Annotated in this window: 7 protein-coding genes and 2 pseudogenes; 1 reads left to right on the top strand and 8 read right to left on the bottom strand. The window is 43.0% G+C overall.

The genetic code is table 11. The annotated features are described in order from the left end of the window. The first annotated feature begins 184 nt into the window (after window positions 1-184). Complete coding sequence (locus A7985_RS14725) at window positions 185-1,258, top strand: LysR family transcriptional regulator (RefSeq protein ID WP_065791216.1); 1,074 nt, start codon at window positions 185-187, stop codon at window positions 1,256-1,258. Here the strand turns inward: A7985_RS14725 and A7985_RS14720 are convergent. The 8 genes and pseudogenes from A7985_RS14720 to A7985_RS14685 form a co-directional block, all read right to left on the bottom strand. Then, entirely contained in the window at window positions 1,172-3,997 is a 2,826-nt protein-coding gene (locus A7985_RS14720) for a TonB-dependent receptor plug domain-containing protein (protein WP_065791215.1), read from the bottom strand. The two genes, A7985_RS14725 and A7985_RS14720, sit on opposite strands and share 87 nt — an antisense overlap. A 1,263-nt stretch (window positions 3,998-5,260) precedes the next feature. Beyond that, window positions 5,261-5,685: pseudogene (locus A7985_RS27175) on the bottom strand (IS110 family transposase); the annotation flags it as partial. 172 nt (window positions 5,686-5,857) lie between these two features. After that, window positions 5,858-6,692 (bottom strand): annotated as a pseudogene (locus A7985_RS26950) (IS3 family transposase); the annotation flags it as partial. A 182-nt stretch (window positions 6,693-6,874) separates the two neighbouring features. Further along, window positions 6,875-7,426, bottom strand: a complete 552-nt coding sequence (locus A7985_RS14705; RefSeq protein ID WP_065791213.1) for a GNAT family N-acetyltransferase — start codon at window positions 7,424-7,426, stop codon at window positions 6,875-6,877. Between the two features lie 56 nt (window positions 7,427-7,482). Next, window positions 7,483-8,253 (bottom strand): thioesterase II family protein, encoded by a 771-nt coding sequence (locus tag A7985_RS14700; protein ID WP_065791212.1) that lies wholly within the window; start codon window positions 8,251-8,253, stop codon window positions 7,483-7,485. Window positions 8,254-8,295: 42 nt separating this feature from the next. Next, on the bottom strand, window positions 8,296-12,660 hold the full coding sequence (locus A7985_RS14695) for a type I polyketide synthase (protein WP_081310583.1): 4,365 nt from the start codon (window positions 12,658-12,660) through the stop codon (window positions 8,296-8,298). Between the two features lie 6 nt (window positions 12,661-12,666). After that, complete coding sequence (locus A7985_RS14690) at window positions 12,667-16,500, bottom strand: beta-ketoacyl synthase N-terminal-like domain-containing protein (RefSeq protein ID WP_065791210.1); 3,834 nt, start codon at window positions 16,498-16,500, stop codon at window positions 12,667-12,669. A 70-nt stretch (window positions 16,501-16,570) separates the two neighbouring features. Further along, window positions 16,571-22,258, bottom strand: coding sequence for a non-ribosomal peptide synthetase (locus A7985_RS14685; protein ID WP_065791209.1), 5,688 nt, complete (start codon window positions 22,256-22,258; stop codon window positions 16,571-16,573). Between the last annotated feature and the right edge of the window lie 103 nt (window positions 22,259-22,361).

The raw sequence follows: 22,361 nt of genomic DNA, 5'->3' as shown, positions 1-22,361 counted from the left end.
TAAAGAAGTTTGCTTGACGACGGATAAACCAGAGCTTGTCTACTCAAATAAATATCGTCCCTCAAACTTAGGAGAGTATTTTAAGGCAGCCGTTATTGATGATATATATGATCAAATTCACATCACTGTTTACAAATAATGACTAATAGTTATGATTTAAACATGCTCACAGTTGGTCAATGGTATGAGAAAAGAAGTAAATTACGCGGATATAAATAGCTTTTTGGTATTGGTAGAAGAAGGCAGCTTTACAAACGCTGCTGAAAAGCTGCAATGTTCACGCTCGCAGGTTTCTAAACAACTTTCTCAACTTGAGGCTAATTTAGGCGTAAGCCTGCTCGTTAGAACAACCCGAACACAGCATTTAACCCCCTCCGGTCAGGTATTTTATGCGCAGTGTAAACGCGCATTTGTCGGTATAGACAAAGCGATAGACAATACCATTGAGGCGACGAGTCGCCTTTCTGGTGAAATTAAAATTAACTGTGTTGGCGGTTTTATTGGTGAGAATATAGTTGGCCCACTGGTCGCGGACTTTATGCAGCAACACCCCGAAGTCACCGTTAACCTTGATTTTAGTAGCCGAAGAGTCGATCTCATTGCTGGTGAATTCGATTTTGTATTTCGGATGGGGGAACTCACCGACTCCGCCTTGATAGCCAGAAAGTTGATGGACCTCACTATTGGAACATATGCCAGCCCTGAATATATTGAGCTATACGGAAAACCCGAACACCCTAAAAACCTCATAACGCACAAGTGCATCACAGGTAGCATGAAAACATGGACGTTTACAAATACACAAGCGCTCGAGACACAAGAGGTCAACATCAAAGGCGACCTGACGTGTAAAAATGGCAGAGTAATGCTCTATTCAGCCATACGAGGGAATGGCATTGTTCGTATACCAGAAATTTACTGCACGACTGAAATCAAAGAAGGTAAGCTGCTGCCCGTGTTTGATCATTGGCAGCCAAGGCCCTCTCCACTGTATCTTGTTTATTTACAAGATAAGCACCCGCCTTCAAGAGTGACGGCGTTCAAGGAATTTGCCTTGAACAACTTGCACATTACGCAGCCTGCTGATCAGCGAAAAATGCCAGCAAGGTTGCTTGCTGGCATTTGCGCACAGGGGAACATCTGTGACGGAGCACGGCGCTCTAATAAATCACTAAAGGGTGTAACTCAGTCCCAAACTAAAGCTACGACCAGTGATTGGATAAGTGCTACCACCGGAGCTAGTGCCCGGATGGCCTAACCAATCCTTATCCATTACATTGTTTACGTTAAAATAAACCTCAAAATCATCATTTAAGTAATAACCGACCCGCAAATGATGAAGAACTGACGTTGGCAAAACATGTTGCTCGTAGTCTTCGGCAGTAACATCCCTTCGATATAAAACAGAATGTACGTAATTGGTTTTCCAACGCACGGATAAGTCATTTAAGCTGTATTTCGCGACAAAGCTGCCTTTCCATTCAGGCGTGCCAGAGGAGCCTGCATATTCAAAGACGGTTTCTCCCTCTAGCGGAGAGTCGACAAAAGTCGAATTGATAATGCGTGTTGCATAGGCGCTCAACTGCAGGTTGCCGTAATCTCCTAACTTCCACGGGTAGTAAACGCCGACATCCACACCTCGGCGAGAAAGTAGATTCGCATTAACCCAAGTGTCATTAATATTGGTGATATTGCCATCTGCTGCGCGTGTAACCTGCGCACAAAAGCCATTATTAATGGTGGCAGAGTCAACACACATTTCTGCAGTATCAAATGCGCCAAATCGCGCAATCCCGTCATTCAGGTCAATGTCAAAGTAGTCCACAGTCAAGCTTAAGTCTTCAACAAAGCTTGGCGTGAACACCAACCCCACTGTTTTTGTGTAAGCCGTTTCAACTTCTAATTGCGCGTTGCCAGATACGGTAACATCCACACCGGTTGTGACATTCGTCGCGGCGTTGAAATCCGCAGGCAAGCCCAAAGCCTGACAATTGGCTTTGCGGGTTGCTTGTTTGTCTGTCGATATGGTGTCGATTTCTGTTGCATCACACGGATCATCGCCGCGAATAAAGGTAATCGAACTTGGGCTCAATAACTCGGTTAACTGAGGCGCTCTCACGGCTTTTGATTTAACCGCGCGCAAACGAAGATCATCGGTGACAGCCCAGTTGATTCCCAACTTCCAGCTATCTGTAGTACCCGCATAGGTATAGTTCGCCTTACGATAGGCGGTTTCAATATCAAGCTGTTTCACCGCTGGCGCATCAGACAATACAGGCACAACCAATTCAACATATGCCTCTTTCACCGTGCGGTCCACATCGTTGTTCTGGCTTTTCTTGTTCCGGTTTAAACCCAATAATGTGGTTTCTGACAAGTTAACTTCCATGCCTTCTTTGCGTATTTCGACACCGGTTGCAAAAGACAGGTAACCCGCTGGTAAATCAAGAATATCACCCGTGATATTTGCCGAGAAAGTATGCTGCGAGATCACCCGCTCATCGGTGAAAGGGTCCAATCGTAAGTAGTCCACCACCTCTTTACTCAAAGGCATAAATGGGTTGAATTCAGGACAGTTGGGTTCACACTCACCAATCAATGTGTAGCCACCATCGTACCGTTCACTGTTGATACGATTCAATGACGTCGCTTGAGAGGTTGTTTGGCCACTTGCTACATATGCATCCCACACCCAGCCATTCTCCAATTCACCTTCAAAAGACAATGATGCACCAAAATACTCTCTCTCTGTATCGGTTGTGCGATTGCCAAAATCATTAAACGTATACGGGATGGCAATCCAGTTAGAACCCGTATCCGCTTGTTTTACCGTATCGATAACTTGCTGCGGCACGGTAAATGGCGCATCGGTGATATCTACCCACCCCTTGTTACTAAAGATAAACTCAGGGTCGAGCTGGGTAGTCGCACTGACTTTGCTATATGACACACTGCCCGTCATATAGATGTCAGACGGTAATTCATAGTTGCCCGTCACATAGGCACTGTGGCGCTGATATGGCTGAATGGGTTCTGTCGGGCCTGCGCTGGAATACAAATTAGGGTTTAAATCGTGAGACTGCTTATAATATGAATGTAACTCGGAGTCTAAAATGGCGAGATACCCTTCACCTAATTGGCCGTCGTCCTGACGTTGAAATTGATAATAGTTGTAGGTCTTATCAATCATAAAGGTTGGACGATCGGGCGTAATGTTATAGTCCGACCAACCCACGTTATTTAAAATAATGTTTCTTGGATTGTCGCCATCTGGGTTACGAATATAACTTGTCTGCCCTCTAGCACCTTTACGGTCGACAACCCTTAGGTTCTCTTGATTAAAGAAATCGAAGCTCATCATAATGTTGCCCCCATCGATTTCTTTACCATAGGTTAATGTCAGACTTTGTGATTCTGCATCTCCTCGCTCGGACGTACCCGCTTGCGCATCCACGGTAAAATCATTGTAGCTTTCTTTTAAAATGACATTAATCACCCCAGCGACCGCATCTGAGCCATAAATTGACGAAGCCCCACCGGTGAGTATCTCCACGCGTTCAATAAGTCTTGCGGGAATATTGCTGACGTCAGTGACTAACAAGCCACTGCTATCTACCGTTTGCGCCGGGCGACGACCATTAATCAGCACCAAGGTACGAATTTCACCAAGCCCCCTCAAATCAGGAACAGACAAACCTGCGTTGGCGGGGTTGTAGGCATTGTCTGTAGATTCAATCCCCTGAGCAAACTGCGGTAATGTCGCAAGTACATCGCCTACATTCAGGTTGCCACCGACGTTCAGTTCATCTGAGCTTATCACCATTACGGGAGCAACGGTGGTCATGCCTTGTCTTAAGATCCGACTTCCCGTAACCGATATTTTCTCAATTTTTTCATCGTCAGCGCCACTTTCCTGCGCAAATGAATATTGTGACGTGCCCAAAGCGCTACTAATCGCAATGCCCAAGATGGTTTTTCTTATAAATGTATTTCGCATTTTATTCCCACCTCCAAACTGGCTGGAGGCTCCCCTTGTTGATGTAATGAAATTTGTTACATTTTGATGAAGCAAAATTAGAATGTATAAAATATACAATTATGACAAGTGCAAAAATTCAACGCATAAAAAATACCAATGCGCCAAGATGAATGTAATTTCGGTACTTTGAGGATATAGCGGATAAAAAATCATTCCGTGCAGGTATCTATGCAAATAGGAGCGTTCCTATTTAGTGTATAATATTTAAGTATATGTAAATTTACTTTGGTTATAAAAAACACATTATAAATTATAAATGAAGTGACAACTCCCTTTAATATATAACAAAAATAAAAAGTATGTACTTACACACTGGGAGAATTAAAGGTATGGTAATAATCTACCCAGAGATGTGAGAACGCTTTAATTGTGAGAAACCATGCCATTATTTAACTTATTTCAAGAAGCTTTTTACTCACTTCTCGACAACATAAAATGTGAAAAACAAGCCGCTATGATTAAATGCTCGGACACCCCTGCCCAAGCCAGAAAAACAAAAAGGTATAAATTATGCAATTTATCGGAGTTAGAGCTACACGAGTGTGATAGTCAAGATCTGTTATAAGGCTTAAAAAGTCAGGGAAAGGTGCCTTTATAGTACAAAGTATTCTCTCGATCAGGCATGAACCTGAAAGGAGTGTTCAACCCGACACTCCGGTAATAGGGTACAAAACAGGGCTTACGCCAAAGCAGCTTATTGTGTCATTAAGACGAGCCAGCTTTAAACCCCTGACACAGAGCACACAACGAGTGTGTAGCGACTCTCATTAGACTAATGTTATGGAACAATAAAGTTTGTACACTAAAAGAAAAATCTGAAAGAAAGTGATATTTCTTCTCCCGTTTTTGAATGCGCTGATGCCCACTCATATAGCGATTAGTAGTCGTATCTATTATCTGACTTTTAACTATGTTTAGGAAACAAGCAGTATATTCAAATTGGTGTTTACCTTGGTTCTGAGTGCCCTCTTTGGTCTGTAACTAAGAACGGTTCTTCACAACTAGTACCTGATTACAGTGCTTCAAACGTAGCTTTCCAGTTATAAAGTAAATTATCTGTGATACCTAAAGATGCTGCAGTCTTTAATATGATGTAACCTTACTCGGTTACCAATATTGAGCACATTTTAGCCATAGCAAAAGGTCAAGCGTAACAAATTGTCTCTACAGCAAGAATTAGTCATTTTGATATCCAGCACCATATAGGGGGATGGGCGAAAATAGCCGTAATGCAACTGTTCTAGCTGCTACAGCACTTTTACGACAGCTTTTCAGAACTCTAAGAGACTCAACCATACCGTCTCTTGTTTTGGAGTGACATTTCGCAGTCAACTAAAAGCCGCATGAGCCGCATTTTCAACTTCTTAAAGTATCATTTTTTTCCTCGCTTTGCGACGCTCTGACTTGTCTGGCAATGTCACTTCTAAAACATCAATCCCACTTATAACGTAATAAACCTAAGCCATATGTACCTGAGCATTCAATTCCTACTCGTGAAACTCTCCCAAATGATGACATCCACGTCAGTATCTTCTTACTAGCCGTGCCTGGCTGTGAGAAAGCTTTTTTATGGATAGAACTTGGTTAGACTGATTTACAACAGCAGCAACATGGATATCCTTGTGGGTATCTCCCCCCCACAACATATTCAGCGTCTATCTTTTGGGTTTGTTTCATTACTTATCTCCAATGTTCAATTCGTCATGGATGAAAGCACCGAATCAAAAACTTGGACATGACAGTAATGAGATAATTACTAGGCCCTTCTTGAGTCACAAGTGAATCGCACCGGTAAATTCGGAGGCGGATTTATTTGAGTCATGCTGCCGCATCTTCGACTAATTGTCGATAATAGTTTTGTTCATGTTCAACCGGAGGAATGCACCAATTGAGCTCAGTAGTCTACTGTTGTTGAACCCATCGACCCTGTCTAACGTTGCCTACTCCACTTGCTCGACACCTTTCCACGGGCCATCTTTACGGATGATCTCAGTTTTGTATAGGCCGTTAATTGTCTCTGCTAATGCATTGTCGTAGGAGTCCCCTACACTCCCAACAGAAACGGTGAAGCCTGCTTCTGACAATCTATCTGAGTATTTAATCGATAGGTATTGGCTCCCCCTGCCACTATGGTCGATAACACCTTTTGGTTTGCCTCGTGACAATAATACCTGTTCCAGTGCATCTAAAATCAACGGTGTTGTCATTGATGTCATCACTCGCCAGCCCACTATCATCCGTGGGAATACATCGATTACGAATGCCACATAAACAAAGCCAGACCAAGTTGTGACGTAAGTGATATCAGACACCCACAACTGATTGTATCTTTGCGCTGTAAACTCACGATTAACTAAATCTAATTTTTTATCAGCATGTTAGTCTGAAATAGTTGTGATACAAACGCTACCCTGGCGTTCCCCCTGTACCTCCAACTCACACATCAACCTGGCTACAGTACAACGAGCTACAATGAAGCCTTCTCGCTTCAATTGCGTCCATACTTTTCTGACACCGTAACAACGTTAGCTTTCTGCCATACACTCATAACTTCAGGTTTAAGCGCCTTATCCTGATGATATCGCTGACAACGCAATGCTTCATTGGCTTCCTGTCCCTTACACAGGTAATACTTTGAGGGCTCGATCTTTAAAGCTCGGCGCCATACAACGCAGGATATGTATCAAGTTTACGATCGAGCTCCACTTAAGCAAAAAACACAGCGGCTTTCTTTAACATTTCATTGGCTAATTCTCTCAAGAACATTAGCCTCCGACACACCCAGTGTGATTCACTTAGCGGAACTCGCCTTATTTGCAACAAAGCCCAAGATACTCACTTAAATTCATTCCTCAGAAGTCCAAAGCACTTAAGGTCATGAAATTTATTTTTCCAGTACCCACTTTCTCGTCTGAGTCCTTCTTCCTTAAAACGTAGATTGGTCAACAACCTATCAGAAGCGTCATTACCTGGAACGGTATCAGCCTGAATACGATGAATTGGACCGCACGGGAGCTTATCTTCAAATGCCAATTTAATAATTGCGTTTACAGACTCATGCGCATAGCCCATCCCCCAGCAAGACGGAATTAGTTCATAACCGATATTTGTGTATTGCATCTTTGCGTTCCAACTATTGAAACCACAGGTACCTATGAGCTGATTATCGGATTTAGTCCTAATTGCCCAGCGAATACCTAACCCGTTTTCAAATCGAGCAGTGAATACGTTGATTAAATTTTCCGCTTGCTCCTTTGATGTGAAGATTGGCGTGTCATAATACTCTATAACGTCTGGATTTGAAAAAATGGTAAAGATGGCATCTACATCGTCTTTTGTTATTTCATTTAATTGAAGGCGGTCAGTCTCTAGTATTGGAAATGACAAATGGGCTTCTCCTTTTTTTACTCAGTATCAGTCGCTTGCATTTAATGCTAAATGGCCTAAACATGAGCCACGAAACGCGCTTTCGTACCAACAGTTTCGATGACTTTTGTCAGATGGTCAAGCACCATATCTTCACTTGAATTTATGAAAAAGTGGTCACCTGGAAAAATCTTTACAGCATTAATCTCTGCAAATAATTCACGCCATGCTTTTAGGTTTTCCATGGAGATAGAGCTGTCCAAGCGCCCGCTATAGATTGTGGCTGAACAAGGTAGTTTTTTCATTTCCGCTCGGTAAGAATCAGCGATTTTGAAATCTGCACGTAGCGTCGGCAGAATCATATTCACGAGTTCTTTATTTTCGAGCACTTCTTTTGGTGTGCCATTTAGCTCTTCCAATTTTTTAATAAACGCTTCATCTTTCATCTCATGGTACTCGTGATCATGACACGGTAAATGAGCCGCTCTCGAACCTGAAGCAAAAAAGTGTTCGGGCAATTGTACGCCACGTTTTTTCAGTCGAGTAATTAACTCATACGCCACTCGGCTACCTAAACTATGGCCAAAAATCATGTACTGCCCGTCGATTTGTTCAATGAACCTTGGCAAAAGATCGTCGATGAGCGCACCCATACTATCAAAAGCAGGTTCAAAAAATCGGTTGGAACGCCCAGGCGGCTGCACCGCGACAACTTGGATATCGTCAGATAATTTTTCAGCCCAGTTTGCGTAGGTTGAAGTCCCTCCGCCGGCAAACGGAAAACAAAAGAGCTTAACAGCTGCACCATGTTGAACTTTAGGTTTAACAAACCAGTTACTTTCAGGCATATATTTTTAATCCTTATCTATTCTATTGATACTGTCAGTTTGTCAAAAGACCCAATCTTCAAGTTCTTGTAAGTCGGCTTGCTGAGCCTTGTCGGCTTTTGCCATAAGCTCAATGTCTCGTATCAATATTTGCGGGTCCTCAACTATCGTTCGAAGAATGTTTAGATAAGCTTGTGTGTAAAGGTTTATGGTATCTTCTGAGAAAAGGTTCGTACTGTAATCCCAGCTAAATTGAATTCCGTGTACAGATTCGAAAGCTGTTAGGGTAATGTCAAACTTGGAAGTGTCTTTATCACGATGATATGGGACGAAGCAGGTATCTCCCATCTTATCTGGGGTGTCTTTTCCATCAGCCATGTTTTGTAAAACAAAAGCAACATCAAACAACGAATTGTGACTTGAGTCGCGTTCTATGCCTAATTTTTCAATCAAGTCTTCATACTGATATTCTTGATTTTCGAATGCCTCAAGGCAGTCACATTTAACATTCTGTAAGAACGAATCAAAGGCAAGCTCTTTTTTGGGGTAGTTTCGTAGCACTAGCGTGTTAATAAAGACACCAATCACACTTTGTATCGATTCGTGGCGTCTACCAGCAACTACTGTACCTATCAGGATATCCTCTTTTGCACTTAGTTTGCAAAGCAAAACGTTGTAAACACCGATCAACAGCATGAAAAGAGAAACACCTTCTTTTAGCACCGCTGCTTTGAGCAAATTCAATTCATCCTTTTCAATCTTGAAACTGATTCGTTTACCTTCAAAGGTTCTGAATTTGGGGCGAGGATAGTCGGTCGGCAAGTTTAACGGTGTAATTGGATTCTCGGTAAACTTGTTTAGCCAGTAAGATTCTTGTTCGGCAACCAATTGGCGCTGTTGTGTACCGTTTTGCCACAGTGCATAGTCTTTGTACTGACACTCCATATCTGGTAGCGCTTTGTCTTCATACAACGCGATCATTTCTTTGAACAGCAATGTCATGGCAACGCCATCAATTATGATATGATGAAAATCCATCAGTAGTAAGTGCTTTTCTTCAGACACCTGTACCAGCGCAACTCTGAATAATGGTGCGTTATCTAATAAGAACGGCCTTACAAAATTGTTTAACGTAATCTCAATTTCATTTTCTGAAGCTTTGTAGTACTCCATATTAAATGTCACAGCACTATGCACTTTTTGCACAATGTTGGCATCTTCGACATGGTAGGAGGTTCTAAGTGCCTCATGTCGAACTATTAATTGCTGAAACACCGATTCTAATTTGGCGCGATCAAGATTGCCTAAAATGTAGGTCTCTAACGTTTCGTTATAGCCTGTGTTGTCCAACTCTGTTTGCTGCACTATGTACAAGCGCAATTGAGCAGGTGAGAGAGGATAAGAGCCAAGCATCGGCGCCTTTGGAATGACAAAATGTGCGGACTTTTCGTGACTATCAACGTATTCAGCTATTTTGGCAACACTGGTTAGTTCAAAGAACTTGGCTATGGTCAGTTTTACCGATAGCTCTTTGTGAATGCTCGCAATCACGCCAATTGCAGTTAATGAATCTCCACCCAAAGTAAAGAAATCGTCCGTTAACTCAAGCTCACTAAGTCCAAGTGCTCGCTTAAAGATCTCGGCAATTTTCGATTGAGTTGCAGAAAGTGGCAAAGTATCGAACATGGTTTCATTGCTAGTGATACCGTTGCCTTTAGGCTTCACGGTTGCCGACTCTTGTATTTCAAAAGGTGAAAGCCTATTAGCGGTATTTATGCTTAGTTTGGGGAAAGGGTATGGTGTTGGAGTAAATGCATAGCCTGGCAAAGAGATACGTTTCGCACTTTCGGTGGCACATTTGTGCCAATCGATGTCGACGCCATTCAACCAAAGTTTTGCTAACGATGATGTAAAGTGTTCTTTGCCATTCGCCTTGCCGTGTTTCGAAACTACTAATGTCAAACTTCTATCATTCCACTTTCTATCGTGATTTATAATAAATCTGGACATTGCACTTCCCGGTCCTACCTCTAAAAACAAGGGGTTTTCCAAAGTACTAAGCGTTTCTATGCCCGCTGAAAATTGCACAGGACGGCGCATGTGATCTACCCAGTATTCTGGCGTTAACGCAGACGAAGGGTTAATCCAATTACCAGACACGTTTGAAACATAGGGAACTTGGGGAATGCTAAATGGAATATGTCTAATTTTAGCGGCAAAGGTCGAGGTTATCGAATCAACCATTGGCGTATGAAACGCGTGTGAGGTAGGTAGCACCTGCAATGCAATATTTGCCAATTCGAGTTTTTTTACCACTTCGCTGACCTTGTCACTTTGTCCAGCAATTACGGTGGATTTTAGCGAGTTAATTGCTGCAATGGTAACTCCATCCTGTAAAAACGGAATTATCTCTTCTGCGCTTAAACGCACGCTCACCATCTCTCCAGACGCTATAGTTTGCATCAGGCGGCCTCTGATACACACTAAATCAAGCGCATGTTCCAATTTCATTGCGCCTGATATTGCTGCTGCAGTTATTTCTCCCAAACTGTGGCCCAACATGGCGTCTGGTTTAATGCCCAGCTCAATTAGCGTTTTGGCAAGAGCGTATTCGAATACAAACATGAGAGGCTGTGCAACCTCAGTACGATAGATATCTCTTTTAGTGGTGCTGTCAGATAACCAGATAGCTTTAAAGTCTATTTCGCTGAACTGCTTTAGTTGTTCAAACAATGGGTCAAGTAACTCTCTGAATATTTTGACTTCTGAGTAAAGCTCTTTGCCCATTTTCTCATACTGTGCGCCTTGGCCTGGAAAAACAAACACAACGCTATTGTCACTTTCCTGCAGTATGCTGCTACCAATAGTGTGCGTCAAACTATCGATTTCTTCACCTTCAAGGTTGGCGAGTAGTTGCTCTGTGTTATTAAATATAAATGCTTCTCGGTGGTCCCAATTTGCCCTGCCAGCTTGCAACGTATATGCGATATCGGCCGGGTTGATGTCGTTGTAATGGCTACGTATAAAAGTCGCAAGGTTACGTTTGTTATCTTTTAAACTGCTTGCAGATTTTGCGGATAGCAGCAACAGTTGAACCTCTTCCTCTTGAGTGCGCGTTTTACTACTGTCAAACTCTTCCAGCACCACATATGCATTTGTGCCACCAATCCCCAGTGAATTTACCGCAGCTCTGCGGGGATGATTCAGTGGCGCCTCCCAATTTAAGAGCGAATCGTTAACAAAGAACGGGCTGCTCTGTATGTTCAACTTTGGATTTGGCGAACGATAATGCGCGGTAGCAGGTATTTTTTTATGCTTAAGGCTGAGTACTGCTTTTATAAATCCCGCCACACCAGCGGCATGATCTAGGTGACCTATGTTTGATTTGACTGAGCCAAGTGCACAAATATTGGTCTCTGTCGTATTAAACGCATTATGTAGTGCTTGTACTTCTATTGGGTCGCCAATAATGGTTCCGGTTCCATGTGCCTCTAGAAAACCCAGCGTGTTAGCAGGCACTTTACCTATGCGATGCGCACGTTTGATTGCGTCAGCTTGCCCCGTGATGCTTGGTGCAGAAAAGCTCCCTTTTTCATAGCCGTCATTATTAATAGCGGATGCTCTGATGACAGCATGTATGTTGTCTTTGTCTTGGATGGCTTTGGCAAGGGGTTTAAGCAAGACCATGCCAACACCTTCTCCACCGACCGTACCATCGGCCTTGGCGTCAAAACTACGGCAGCGACCATCTGAAGAGGTGATCATGCCTTCTTGGTGTAAGTGGCCTACCTTATTGGGGACTTTTATCGAAACCCCACCGGCAAGCGCCATTTCACAATCACCAGTCAATAAGGCCCTACAAGCGATGTGAATACTTACCAGAGAAGTAGAGCAAGCCGTTTGGATAAAGACCGCAGGCCCCTTTAAATCAAGTTTATTTGCAACTCTGGAGCACAAGTAATCCCTATCAGCTACGAAACTGGCCACTTTTGGATGTTCAGAGAGCATAGATGAAAGTAACCAGATTGGATTTGAGCTAGCGCCTGCGTAAATTCCAATTCTCTTATCATATGAATAAGAGTTATACCCTGCGTCCTCAAGCGCATGCCAAGTACATTGGTGCATCAGTCGAATCTGCGGATCCATTAAGTGTGCTTCACGGGGAGTGTATCCAAAAAAGCGTTCATCAAACTTGTCGGAGTCGCTTATCAAGCCTTTCGCTGGAACATACTTGTTGTGGTTTACTAGCTCACTTGGTACACCACAATCGATAAGCTCTTCTTTTGTTAAGGTTGCAATGGAATCAATTGTGCCTGAGAGGTTAGCCCAATACTCATCAATATTGGATGCGCCAGGGAAACGCGCAGCCATGCCAATAACCGCTATTTCCATTCCTGTATAGTCTTTTTGCTGCATGTTCTTTTTCATCCGTGTTTACGCCGAAACTGGCAGTTCCCAGCGCGCTAATGGCTCAACAATCTTCTCAACATAATCTGCGTCTAGGTCAGGCCAGTTGAAGTTGACCTCCTTGAGAATTTTAGCAGTTTGGTCGAAAGCATAGGTAGGCCTTACCAAGTCTTCTGTTCGGCTTTGCTGTTCTTTTGAGCCATACAATAGCTTTAATCGTCTGAATAGCCCACCGCTATCGCCCATTTCAATTGCCGTTTCAAGTTCTTCAGAAAAGCGGGCTTTGGAAGACTCTCCAAGTGCAAATCCATTGTTTTTTAATGCAGTAATGATTTGCATGAAAGACGTCTGTGTGGGGTTCATCAAGTGAAAGGTATGTCCTACAGTATTTTTAGCATGTAAGAGTTTACAAAAAGCTGAGGCGCACAGATCGACAGGGCACAATTCCAATTTGTCTTCTGCCATTGCAGGTGTGTAATGACCTAGCTCGCCGATTGCTCTCCAGCTCGAGTATAAAAGGTTAGACGAGAAGTTGGTTTGAAACTTACCATCACTGAAGCGGCCGCTTAGGTTACCTATTCTGTATATCGATGCTTGAAGACCTTGATCTCTGTATGTATGGATCAGCTTTTCCGATTCAAACTTCGACTCTGCATAGTTGCTTCCGAGAAAAAACTGTTGTCGGTCCAAATCATTCTCAGCAAACGGGGCTGCTGAAGCTGTGCGGCCTGATACCGTATAGGTTGAGCAATGATGGAGAGACTTTTGTTGCTCCGTTAAACAAAAAGAAATAAGTCGTTGGGTGCCTTCAACATTAACCTTAAACATCTCTTCTTTACGCGCTACTTGCCTTACGTCGGCAGCTGCATTTATGACATCGGTGATACGCTTACTAAGCGCAACATATTGTTGCTCGCTCATTGCTAGATTGTCCTGCGAGATATCACCCGGTACGGCGATGAGCCTCTCTCCAAATACTGATTGGTAGGTTTCGCCAAAATATGCGTGCAACGTTTCTCGTAAACGTTGTTCTGCAATGAATTCGTCGCTTGCTCTGACGAGGCAGTAGATTAAGCTGTCTTTGTCTTCTAGCAATTCACTGACTAGATGTGCACCAAAGAAGCCGGTAGCGCCAGTAATTAAAATATGTTTGCTGTAGCAGTCGTTATCAATCGGGTCTTGAAGACCACGGCAGAAACTGCTGAGCTCAGGAAGGGCTTTTTCTTCATTCTCGTGTGCCCCACGGAGCATGTAGTCGATTAATTCGCGTATGCTTTTGAAGCTGAAGAGTTCCTCCAGCGTGATCTTAATTCCATACTCAGATTCGACTCTGTCAGCAATTTCAATGGCATCAAGTGACACCCCGCCGTTGTCTTCAAATGACAATTCCAAATTTGGCTCGGATGTTAAAAATCCGCTGCACAAATCTTTCAGGGCAGTAAAATTAGGCATTGTCTCGGACGAAGGGGTATTGGAATCTGAGGCTGGTGCTACTTGCGTTAAAATAATATTTGTAAGTTGCTCGAGCGAAGAGTTTGAAAAAATCGTTTCTAACGACACTTTTTCACCGAAAGCTGAGGCTAATTGCTCTTGTACTTGCAATGCGTCAAGAGAGTCACCACCATTCTCTTCGAACGAGAGGCTCATGTCTGCCTCGCCTGCTAGGTTGCTTAAAAGCACTTTTCTAATCTGTTCAACACGGGCATGTAGCGTTGCTCCGTTTACTTTACTAGTTGTCGTTTGTTGAGTGCTTTGAACGCTTCTTACGCTACTACCACTTGGCAAAAACAGTGTTCGTTCGAATTGATAAGCAGGCATGGATATTCTGCGTGCATCAACGTTTTGATACATAGAATGCCAATCAATATGTAGGCCGTGCTGATATTCGGTGCTTATTAATTCTAATGCTGACTTGAAATCGCTGATAAAGCGCAGTTTGATGCCTTTGTTGAGCAGTTTCTGTTTGAACTCCCCTTCGAATACACCTTGCTGATGGTCAAAACAAACCCATTCGTCAAACCCTTTATCAAATACTGAGAATAACTTAGAAACAAGCTCGCTTTCGTTAACGTCTTCTACTTGTTGAATCGCATCCAATAGTTTGGCTTTGGAAAGTTTTCCTGAAAGTATATTGGCAACAAGTTTGCCGTTACCCCAACCAAGTACACCTTTGGGTTTTATGCCTGCATTTTGTGTAAATTTAGAAAGCGTCAAACGCTCAGTGAAACTGCTTTTTTCATTAAAATCGGGCAAATCGGATAAATAGTTATCTACAACGAGTGCTTCATCGTTAGACCAATCAGTGCATTCAGGAAATAAGAACAGTTTGCTTTCGGCTTTCATTGCTACAATGGGAGGGCTCTCCAAATAGGCCCTTACTTGAGAGTGCAAGTCTTGGGTGCTCGATGCGATAAATGCGGCTCTGAATGCGAGATGTCTGCGCCCTACTGACAAAGTGTAAGCGATATCCTCTAATTTCGCGTGGATATTGGTTTCAAGCCACACATTTAAGTTTTGCACTTGTCTAAATAAACTGAGGTCACTTCTTGCAGAAAGAGGGACTAAGAATGGTTGATTTTGCTGTTTGTCTTTTCGAGTTTTCGCAACTGGCGGTTGTTCCAAAATAACATGTGCATTGGTACCAATAATGCCAAATGAGCTAACGCCAATTCGTTTAGAGTTGCTGTTACTTGCTAAAGGGCACAATATGTCATTGACAAATACATTCAGGTTTTCGAAATCAATATGTGGATTGGGCTTGTCGAAGTGTAAAGACGCCGGTAATTGCTGGTGTTTGAGTGACAAAATAGCCTTGGTTACACCGGCAAACCCAGCCATACCGACAAGGTGTCCGATATTAGACTTTACCGTACCAATGGGCATTTTCTGTTTCTTGTTTTCAAAGACTTCGGCAATTGCACCAACCTCAATAGGATCGCCCAATTCAGTTCCAGTGCCGTGTGCTTCAATATAGTCTATATCATCAGGGGTCAGATTGGCAGCAGATAAGGCTTGGCGAATCAACTTTGCCTGTGCTTCTTTACTCGGCGAACTCATTCCATTCGATTTGCCGGCATCACTGTTCAATGCTGAGCCTTTAATCACGGCATGAATAACATCGTTGTCTTGCTGTGCTTTTGCAAGGGGTTTTAGCAAGAACGCACCGCCTCCTTCACCACCGAGGGTTCCCTCAGCATCTGCGGAAAATGCCGCCAATTTTTCGTTTTTTGCAAATACCGGGTAATCTTGCATGCCTTGCCACGTTGCTGGGCGGACGAAAATTTGACAACCACCTACAACCGCGACTTGGCACTGCTCGGTCATCAAATTTAGACAAGCAGTATGCAAGGCAACCAATGAGGAGGAGCACGCAGTATCAATGGTCATCGTAGGTCCATCAAAGTCAAAGGTGTACGCGACCCTACCTGCCATTGCGGAGTCCAGTCCATTGACAACACCGAGTGGATGGTTTTCTAATAACTCTCGATAAGTATTGCTACTATGGGCCATGAAAATACCGACCGATTGCTGGCGCAACTCTGAGGCGTCATAACCAGCATCCTGAATCGCCTCTTCAATTAGCTCTAGTGACATTCTTTGTTGTGGGTCGATGTATTTTGCCTCTTCAGCAGAAATGTCGAAGTATCCCGGCTCAAACTCTGCCATCCAATTGAGATAACCGTTCTTAACAAATCGCGTACCTCGCGTTGATTTTATATGTTCAAGTTCTGTGATTCTTGTAGCGGGCAGATCTCGAATTGAGTCTCTAGCATTAGCCAAGTTCTGCCAGAATTGTTGAAGATTTTCTGCTTCGGGAAAGCGACCTGACATACCAATGATTGCGATATCTTCATAGTTCATTTGATTTTCCTTTTTCCCTTATGTTTCCTAGTTAAAACGTCTGTCATTGTTAGTGCTTTATTGTCGGTTATCAAAAAGACAAGTCTTCAATATCCAGTGCGAAATTAGCTTGTGGTTCAGCGATATGCGCCGCCAGCTCTTTTATTGTGGTCATGCTAAATAAATCTATTGGCGTAACCTTTGTGTTGAATGTTTTAGTTAACGCTGCCACCAGTTCTATAACAGCTTTAGAGTTGCCACCAAGGTCAAAAAAGTTAGCCGTTGTACTTAACTCTTCTTTTGGAATATTGAGTGCAGCCGACCACATTGAGGCTAATGCTCTTTCTGTTTCACCTTTAGGCGGCGTTATTTCAAATTCACTTGTTATTGCAGGCAGTGGCAGGGCTTTTCGGTCAATCTTGCCGGAAAGCGTCAACGTCGGGTTTTGTATGTGAACAAAGTGCTTCGGCATCATATAGCTTGGCAGTTGCTCACTGCACCAGCTTTCCAAGTTATCTTTGTGTAGCGCTTGGTTAGAGGTGTAATACGCAATAAGGCTATCAGCATTGATACCAGGGATATGTCTCAGCTGTACAACGACCTCATTAATTTCCGTGTGGCCACTGAGCACACTTTCAATCTCACCTGGTTCAATACGAACGCCTGACACTTTTATTTGGTCGTCTTTTCTACCAAGGAAAATAAGATTACCGTGTTTGTCCCACTTAACAACATCGCCGGTCGCATAAACCGGTGTGGTATCTGACAACTCGACTTCGATAAATCTGCTGGCGTTTAGCTCACTGTTGGTGTAACCATGACTTAATCCTTGCCCCGCAATCAACAATTCACCTGGAACACCAAAAGGTTGCAACTGATAGGAAGGGTTTACGACGTATAGCTCACTATTTGCTAGCGGTTTGCCTATTGGTAAGTAATCGCCGGTTATGATGTGGTTTGTGCAATTGTACAAAGAAGCACAAATTGTCGTTTCTGACGGGCCGTAGCCATTCACGACTTCAATTGACGGTGACAGTTGCCTGATTCCGTCTAACACATTGTCTTTTATTGGCTCGGCACCGATTAGCATTTTACTCAGCTGATTTGGCTTATTGTTTAGTGCGGTGATTACAGGTCGAATAAGCACTAATGGTAAGTAACAGAACTCAACATTTTGGGTGGAAATCAGATCAGAAATCGCTTCCACATCAATAACTTGCTCTATCGGCACGATGGTCAATTGCCCACCGTTAAACAGTGACAACATTGTCTCAGCAATAGCTACATCAAACGATGAATTGGTCAAACTTAGGTAGCCAGAAGTAGATTCAAGTCCAGTTTTATATATGCCATTTAGGCCATTTAAGAAATTCAGCAGTGCGCGATGGGGAACTTTTACACCCTTGGGCTTGCCCGTCGAGCCGGATGTGTAAATGATATAAGCGAGATCTTCATTCGCTACCTCGTGTGCAAGGTTGTGTGTATCACTGCTGACACTAAGTACATCAACCTCGCCAGTTGTATCCGTTTTTTGAACGGTGAGCGCCCCTTGGTGTTGATCAATCAACAATGTTGCGCCGCTGTCACAAATCATAAACTGTTGACGTATACTTGGTAGTTCAGGATCTACGATTAAGAATGCGCAACCTGCTTTATGTGCAGCTATGATCGAAACCAGAAGCTCAATAGAACGGCTGAGGTTTAGTACTACAATATCGTTATTTCCATTTGTCGCTTGCCAGATGGTGTTGGCCAGTGCATTGGCTCGCTTGTTTAACTGGGCATACGTTAACTTTTGTCCGTTGAAATGTGCAGCACAAGCGTCAGGCTTTTGGAACGCATAAGTCTCTACTTGTTCATGCACTTTACGTGGCGTTCCGAAAGCCTGTTCATTCTTTGCATGCTTATGTAACAGTGTTTCTTCTGAAGCGACTGATATTAGGCGCACTTCAGATAAAGGTTGAGCAGGAGACGTGGCAAATGACGAAATCACCTCCTGCAAATAGATTGTTAGGTCATTTGCTGCTTGCTCTGAGAACAAAACAGAGTTGTATTCGAAAGAGAAATAAAGCTCGTCATTGTGCTCACTGGCGGAAATGTTGATGTCAAACTTTGAGGTTCCGGTGTGATACTCAATGGGCTTCAAGCTCAATTCGCCTAGCTTTGGCGATGTCATGCCTACATTTTGCCAAGCAAACATAATGTCAAATAGTGGGTTGCGGCTAGTATCTCGCTCTTTGACAACGTTTTCGACGAGCATTTCAAAAGGGTATAGTTGATTGTCAAATGCGTCGGTTGTTTTACGCTTAACTTGTTGCAAAAATTCGATACAAGTCGTGTCAGCGTTAACAGTATTTCGTATTGCAAGCGTATTAACAAACATGCCAATGATGTTAGTGACGTCTGGGTTAGTGCGACCGGCAACTGGGGTGCCAATAACTACTTCATTTTGACCACTCAGTTTTTGCAACCAAATATTGATACATGCCATCAGCAGCATATATGTAGTGGCGCCATTTTCATTAGCGACTTTTTTGATCGTTGATAACGTTTGTGAACCAATACGAAAATCAACTGTTTTTCCGATAAATTTTTGTACCTTAGGTCGCCGATTGGCGAGGGGTAAATAGAGTTTGGCCGAAGGCGTTGAAAATTCGTTTAGCCAGTAACCTTGGCTATCTTGTGAGCTATGAGTATTGAGCCATTCTGCATAATCACTGTATCGAAATTCAAGGTCTGGCAATGCTTCACCAGTATAAAGCAGGTTTAATTCCGAAATTAATATACTAAGCGATACCGCATCAAAAATGATGTGGTGTACATTGATGACTAAAAGGTGCTTTTGTGCCTCAAGTCCTATTAAATCGACAGCCAGTAAAGGCGCAATATCGAGGGAAAATGGCTTGATACACTCAGTAATTAGCGCTTCATAATCATCACTGTTCGCCTGACGTTGGTTGATTCGACATTCGACATGGTCTTCAATGATCTGGCTTATATCGCCATCATCATATGAAAAACGTGTACGTAAACTTTCGTGACGCTTGATGAGCGTTGCAAATGCATTTTCAAGTTTTGCTACGTCAATCTCACCTTCACACTCAAAAATTATTGGAATATTGTAAGTTAAGGCATCTGGCTGTAATCGATGCAATAAGTACAACTGGCGTTGTTGAGGTGTGCAAATGTATGCTTCTTTGTGTTGTGCTTTTGACAACGACTGATAGTTTGATGTCGCGGTTTGCTCAATGACCTGCGCTAGCTCATTTAGTTGTGAAGAATCGAAAATATCGTTAAGCGTGATATTAACCTTCATCTCTTTAAGAACTCGCGCTATCAATAAGGTTGCTTTTAGTGAGTGTCCACCAATATCAAAAAAGTTGTCGGACCTGCCAATCTCTGCGATGTCACACTCCAATACGTCAGCCCAATACTGTGCTAATTGCTTTTCAGTCTCTGTTTCTGGCAACTCTTTTTCATTAGTAGATACTTCTGGAACAGGTAATTGGCGAACATCTATTTTCCCGTTGCTCGTCAGTGGAAATTTGTCCATCTGAATAATGTGCTTCGGCAACATGTATTCCGGCAGTTCGGATGCCACATTAGACAATAACTCGTCTTCATTAAGGTCGCGTTCTACAACCAAGTAAGCATTTAGGTATTTGTTTTGGCTGACATCGCCATGTACAGTGATTTTCGCCTCCAAAACCCCGTTTTGGCTCATTAATATGCGTTCAATCTCTTCAAGTTCAATTCTAAAACCGCGAATTTTAACTTGGTTATCCGTTCTGCCTAAAAACTCTACATTTCCATCAAAACCCAATCTGCATAGGTCGCCGGAATGGTAAACTTTTTGTTGCAGACCTTGAATTGAGATATTAACAAACCGCTTGGTGGTTTCTTCCTCATCGTTGAGATAGCCCGATGCCAGTCCTGCACCACCAAGTAGTAGCTCCCCCCACACACCTTTGGGCAATAAGTTTGAATCTCTGTCTACGATATAGGCTGTACTGTTTGAGATTGGAGTTCCCAGTGGCACGCTTGATTTGTCTTGTGTACTAATGATGTGGTGTAGAGAGAACGTCGTATTTTCTGTAGGGCCATAGCCGTTGATAATGGCAAGGTCTGGCAACTCTTTCAGTACACGCTGAACGTGGTTGGGTGATAGCTTATCGCCACCGACAAGCAGTTGTTTTAGGGGCGTAAAGGCTGATGGGTTGTGATCGACTAACTGATTAAACCACGCCGAAGTAAGCCACAATGTGGTTACTTGATGTTTGTTTAAAGTTTGCTCAAAATTGTCTAGATTTAACAGCGTGTTTTGGTCTTCGAACACCAGTTTACCGCCATTTAAAAGCGCAGCCCACACTTCGAAGGTTGAGGCGTCAAATGCCAGAGAACTAGTCGATAAAATCGTCGTATCAGTATCTAACGCAACAAAATTAGTCTTATACACAAGGCGAGTAACACCTGAGTGTCTGATTTTGACCCCTTTGGGTTTTCCTGTCGTACCCGACGTGAACATGATATACGCAGGGGAGCTATCAGAGACTGGGCTAGAAAACGCCTCGCCTGCCTCTGGCAAGGTGTCAAACTGCAAATCATAAATGAAAATTTGGCCTTCAAATTCGTCAAACTCGTAGAGAAATTCAGAATCAGTGACAAACAGTTCAGGCTGGGTTTCAGCAAGAATTTTTGCCGTTTTTCTAGTTGGCCAGCTACTGTCTAGCGGCACATATGTGGCGCCGGCTTTTAAAATAGCCAATATGGTTATGATTGCATCCGTCGATTTATCTAAAAGCAGTGCGACTTTGCTACCGCATTCAATAGCGTACGTAGCTTTAAAAAATGCACAAAGTGTATTCGCTTGTTCATTGAGCGATAAATAGGTGCTCTCAACGCCGTGGCTTATGAGCGCTACTTTATTGGGTGTCAGCATGCACTGCTTGTCGAACAATTCAGAAATGCTCATGTCACAGGTCGCGGGCTGTGTGTCATTGAGTTTTTGATACAGACTGAGCAGTTCTTCTTCTGGCGCTAGAGAAAGTGCACTCAATGATGTCGCCTGACTGTCGAGCATCTGTTGTAAAACAAATTCAAAGTGATGTGCGAGCTGCATTACTGCGGTTTGCATAAAGTAAGCTTGGCTGTAATCAATTTTGCAAGAGATGACATCGTTTTGCTTAGCAAACTGCCAATGAATCTGTTGCTCAGTGTCAGCCGAGCCATCTCCTCCAGTGTTAAAGCCTTGAAGACTAATTTGCACCCTTTTTAACGTGTTGAATAAATCAAAGCCTTCCCGCTTGAGCTCTTCTCGCAATAGTAGTAGCGGATACTGCTGATTAACTAATACATCGCGAAATGCATCTTTTGTCAGGCTTAATACTGCTTTTACAGTCATTTCATCATGCAATGGGACACTTACAGGGAGTAATTGATTAGCCACCTTTTCTTGACTGTTCTTGTCTATAGCTGGCATCGCCAACAACACTTCTGGATTGTCACTGTATTTGAACAACAGTATGCTGAGTGAAGACATTAAGATGACAAACAAGCGCTGATCTAATCCGCTAGAGATCGCATTTAATTTACTCGAAACATCATCAGAAAGGATAAATTCGTATGACTCAACACCCGAGCTAGGTTGACTGGTTAACAGTGGAAAGTTCGCTGGATTGGATACTCCAGACAATGTATTTGACCAATAAGCTTTCTCCGATTCCATTTGACTTGCTTCCATTGCAAGTCGTCCAAGCATACTGTTTGTCGAATTATTCATATTATTTACTCCGTTCCCATTCTGACGCGATATTTTTGTTATTGATTTTCTTATTCTTGTTGGAGAGGCACTTTTTCACGCAACTCTCCACTCATGTTTGAGC

The sequence above is a fragment of the Pseudoalteromonas luteoviolacea genome (assembly GCF_001696455.1).
GTDB lineage: Bacteria > Pseudomonadota > Gammaproteobacteria > Enterobacterales > Alteromonadaceae > Pseudoalteromonas > Pseudoalteromonas luteoviolacea_C.
The sequence above is the reverse complement of the archived record's forward strand: the minus strand, read 5'-3'. Positions and strand labels throughout refer to the sequence as shown.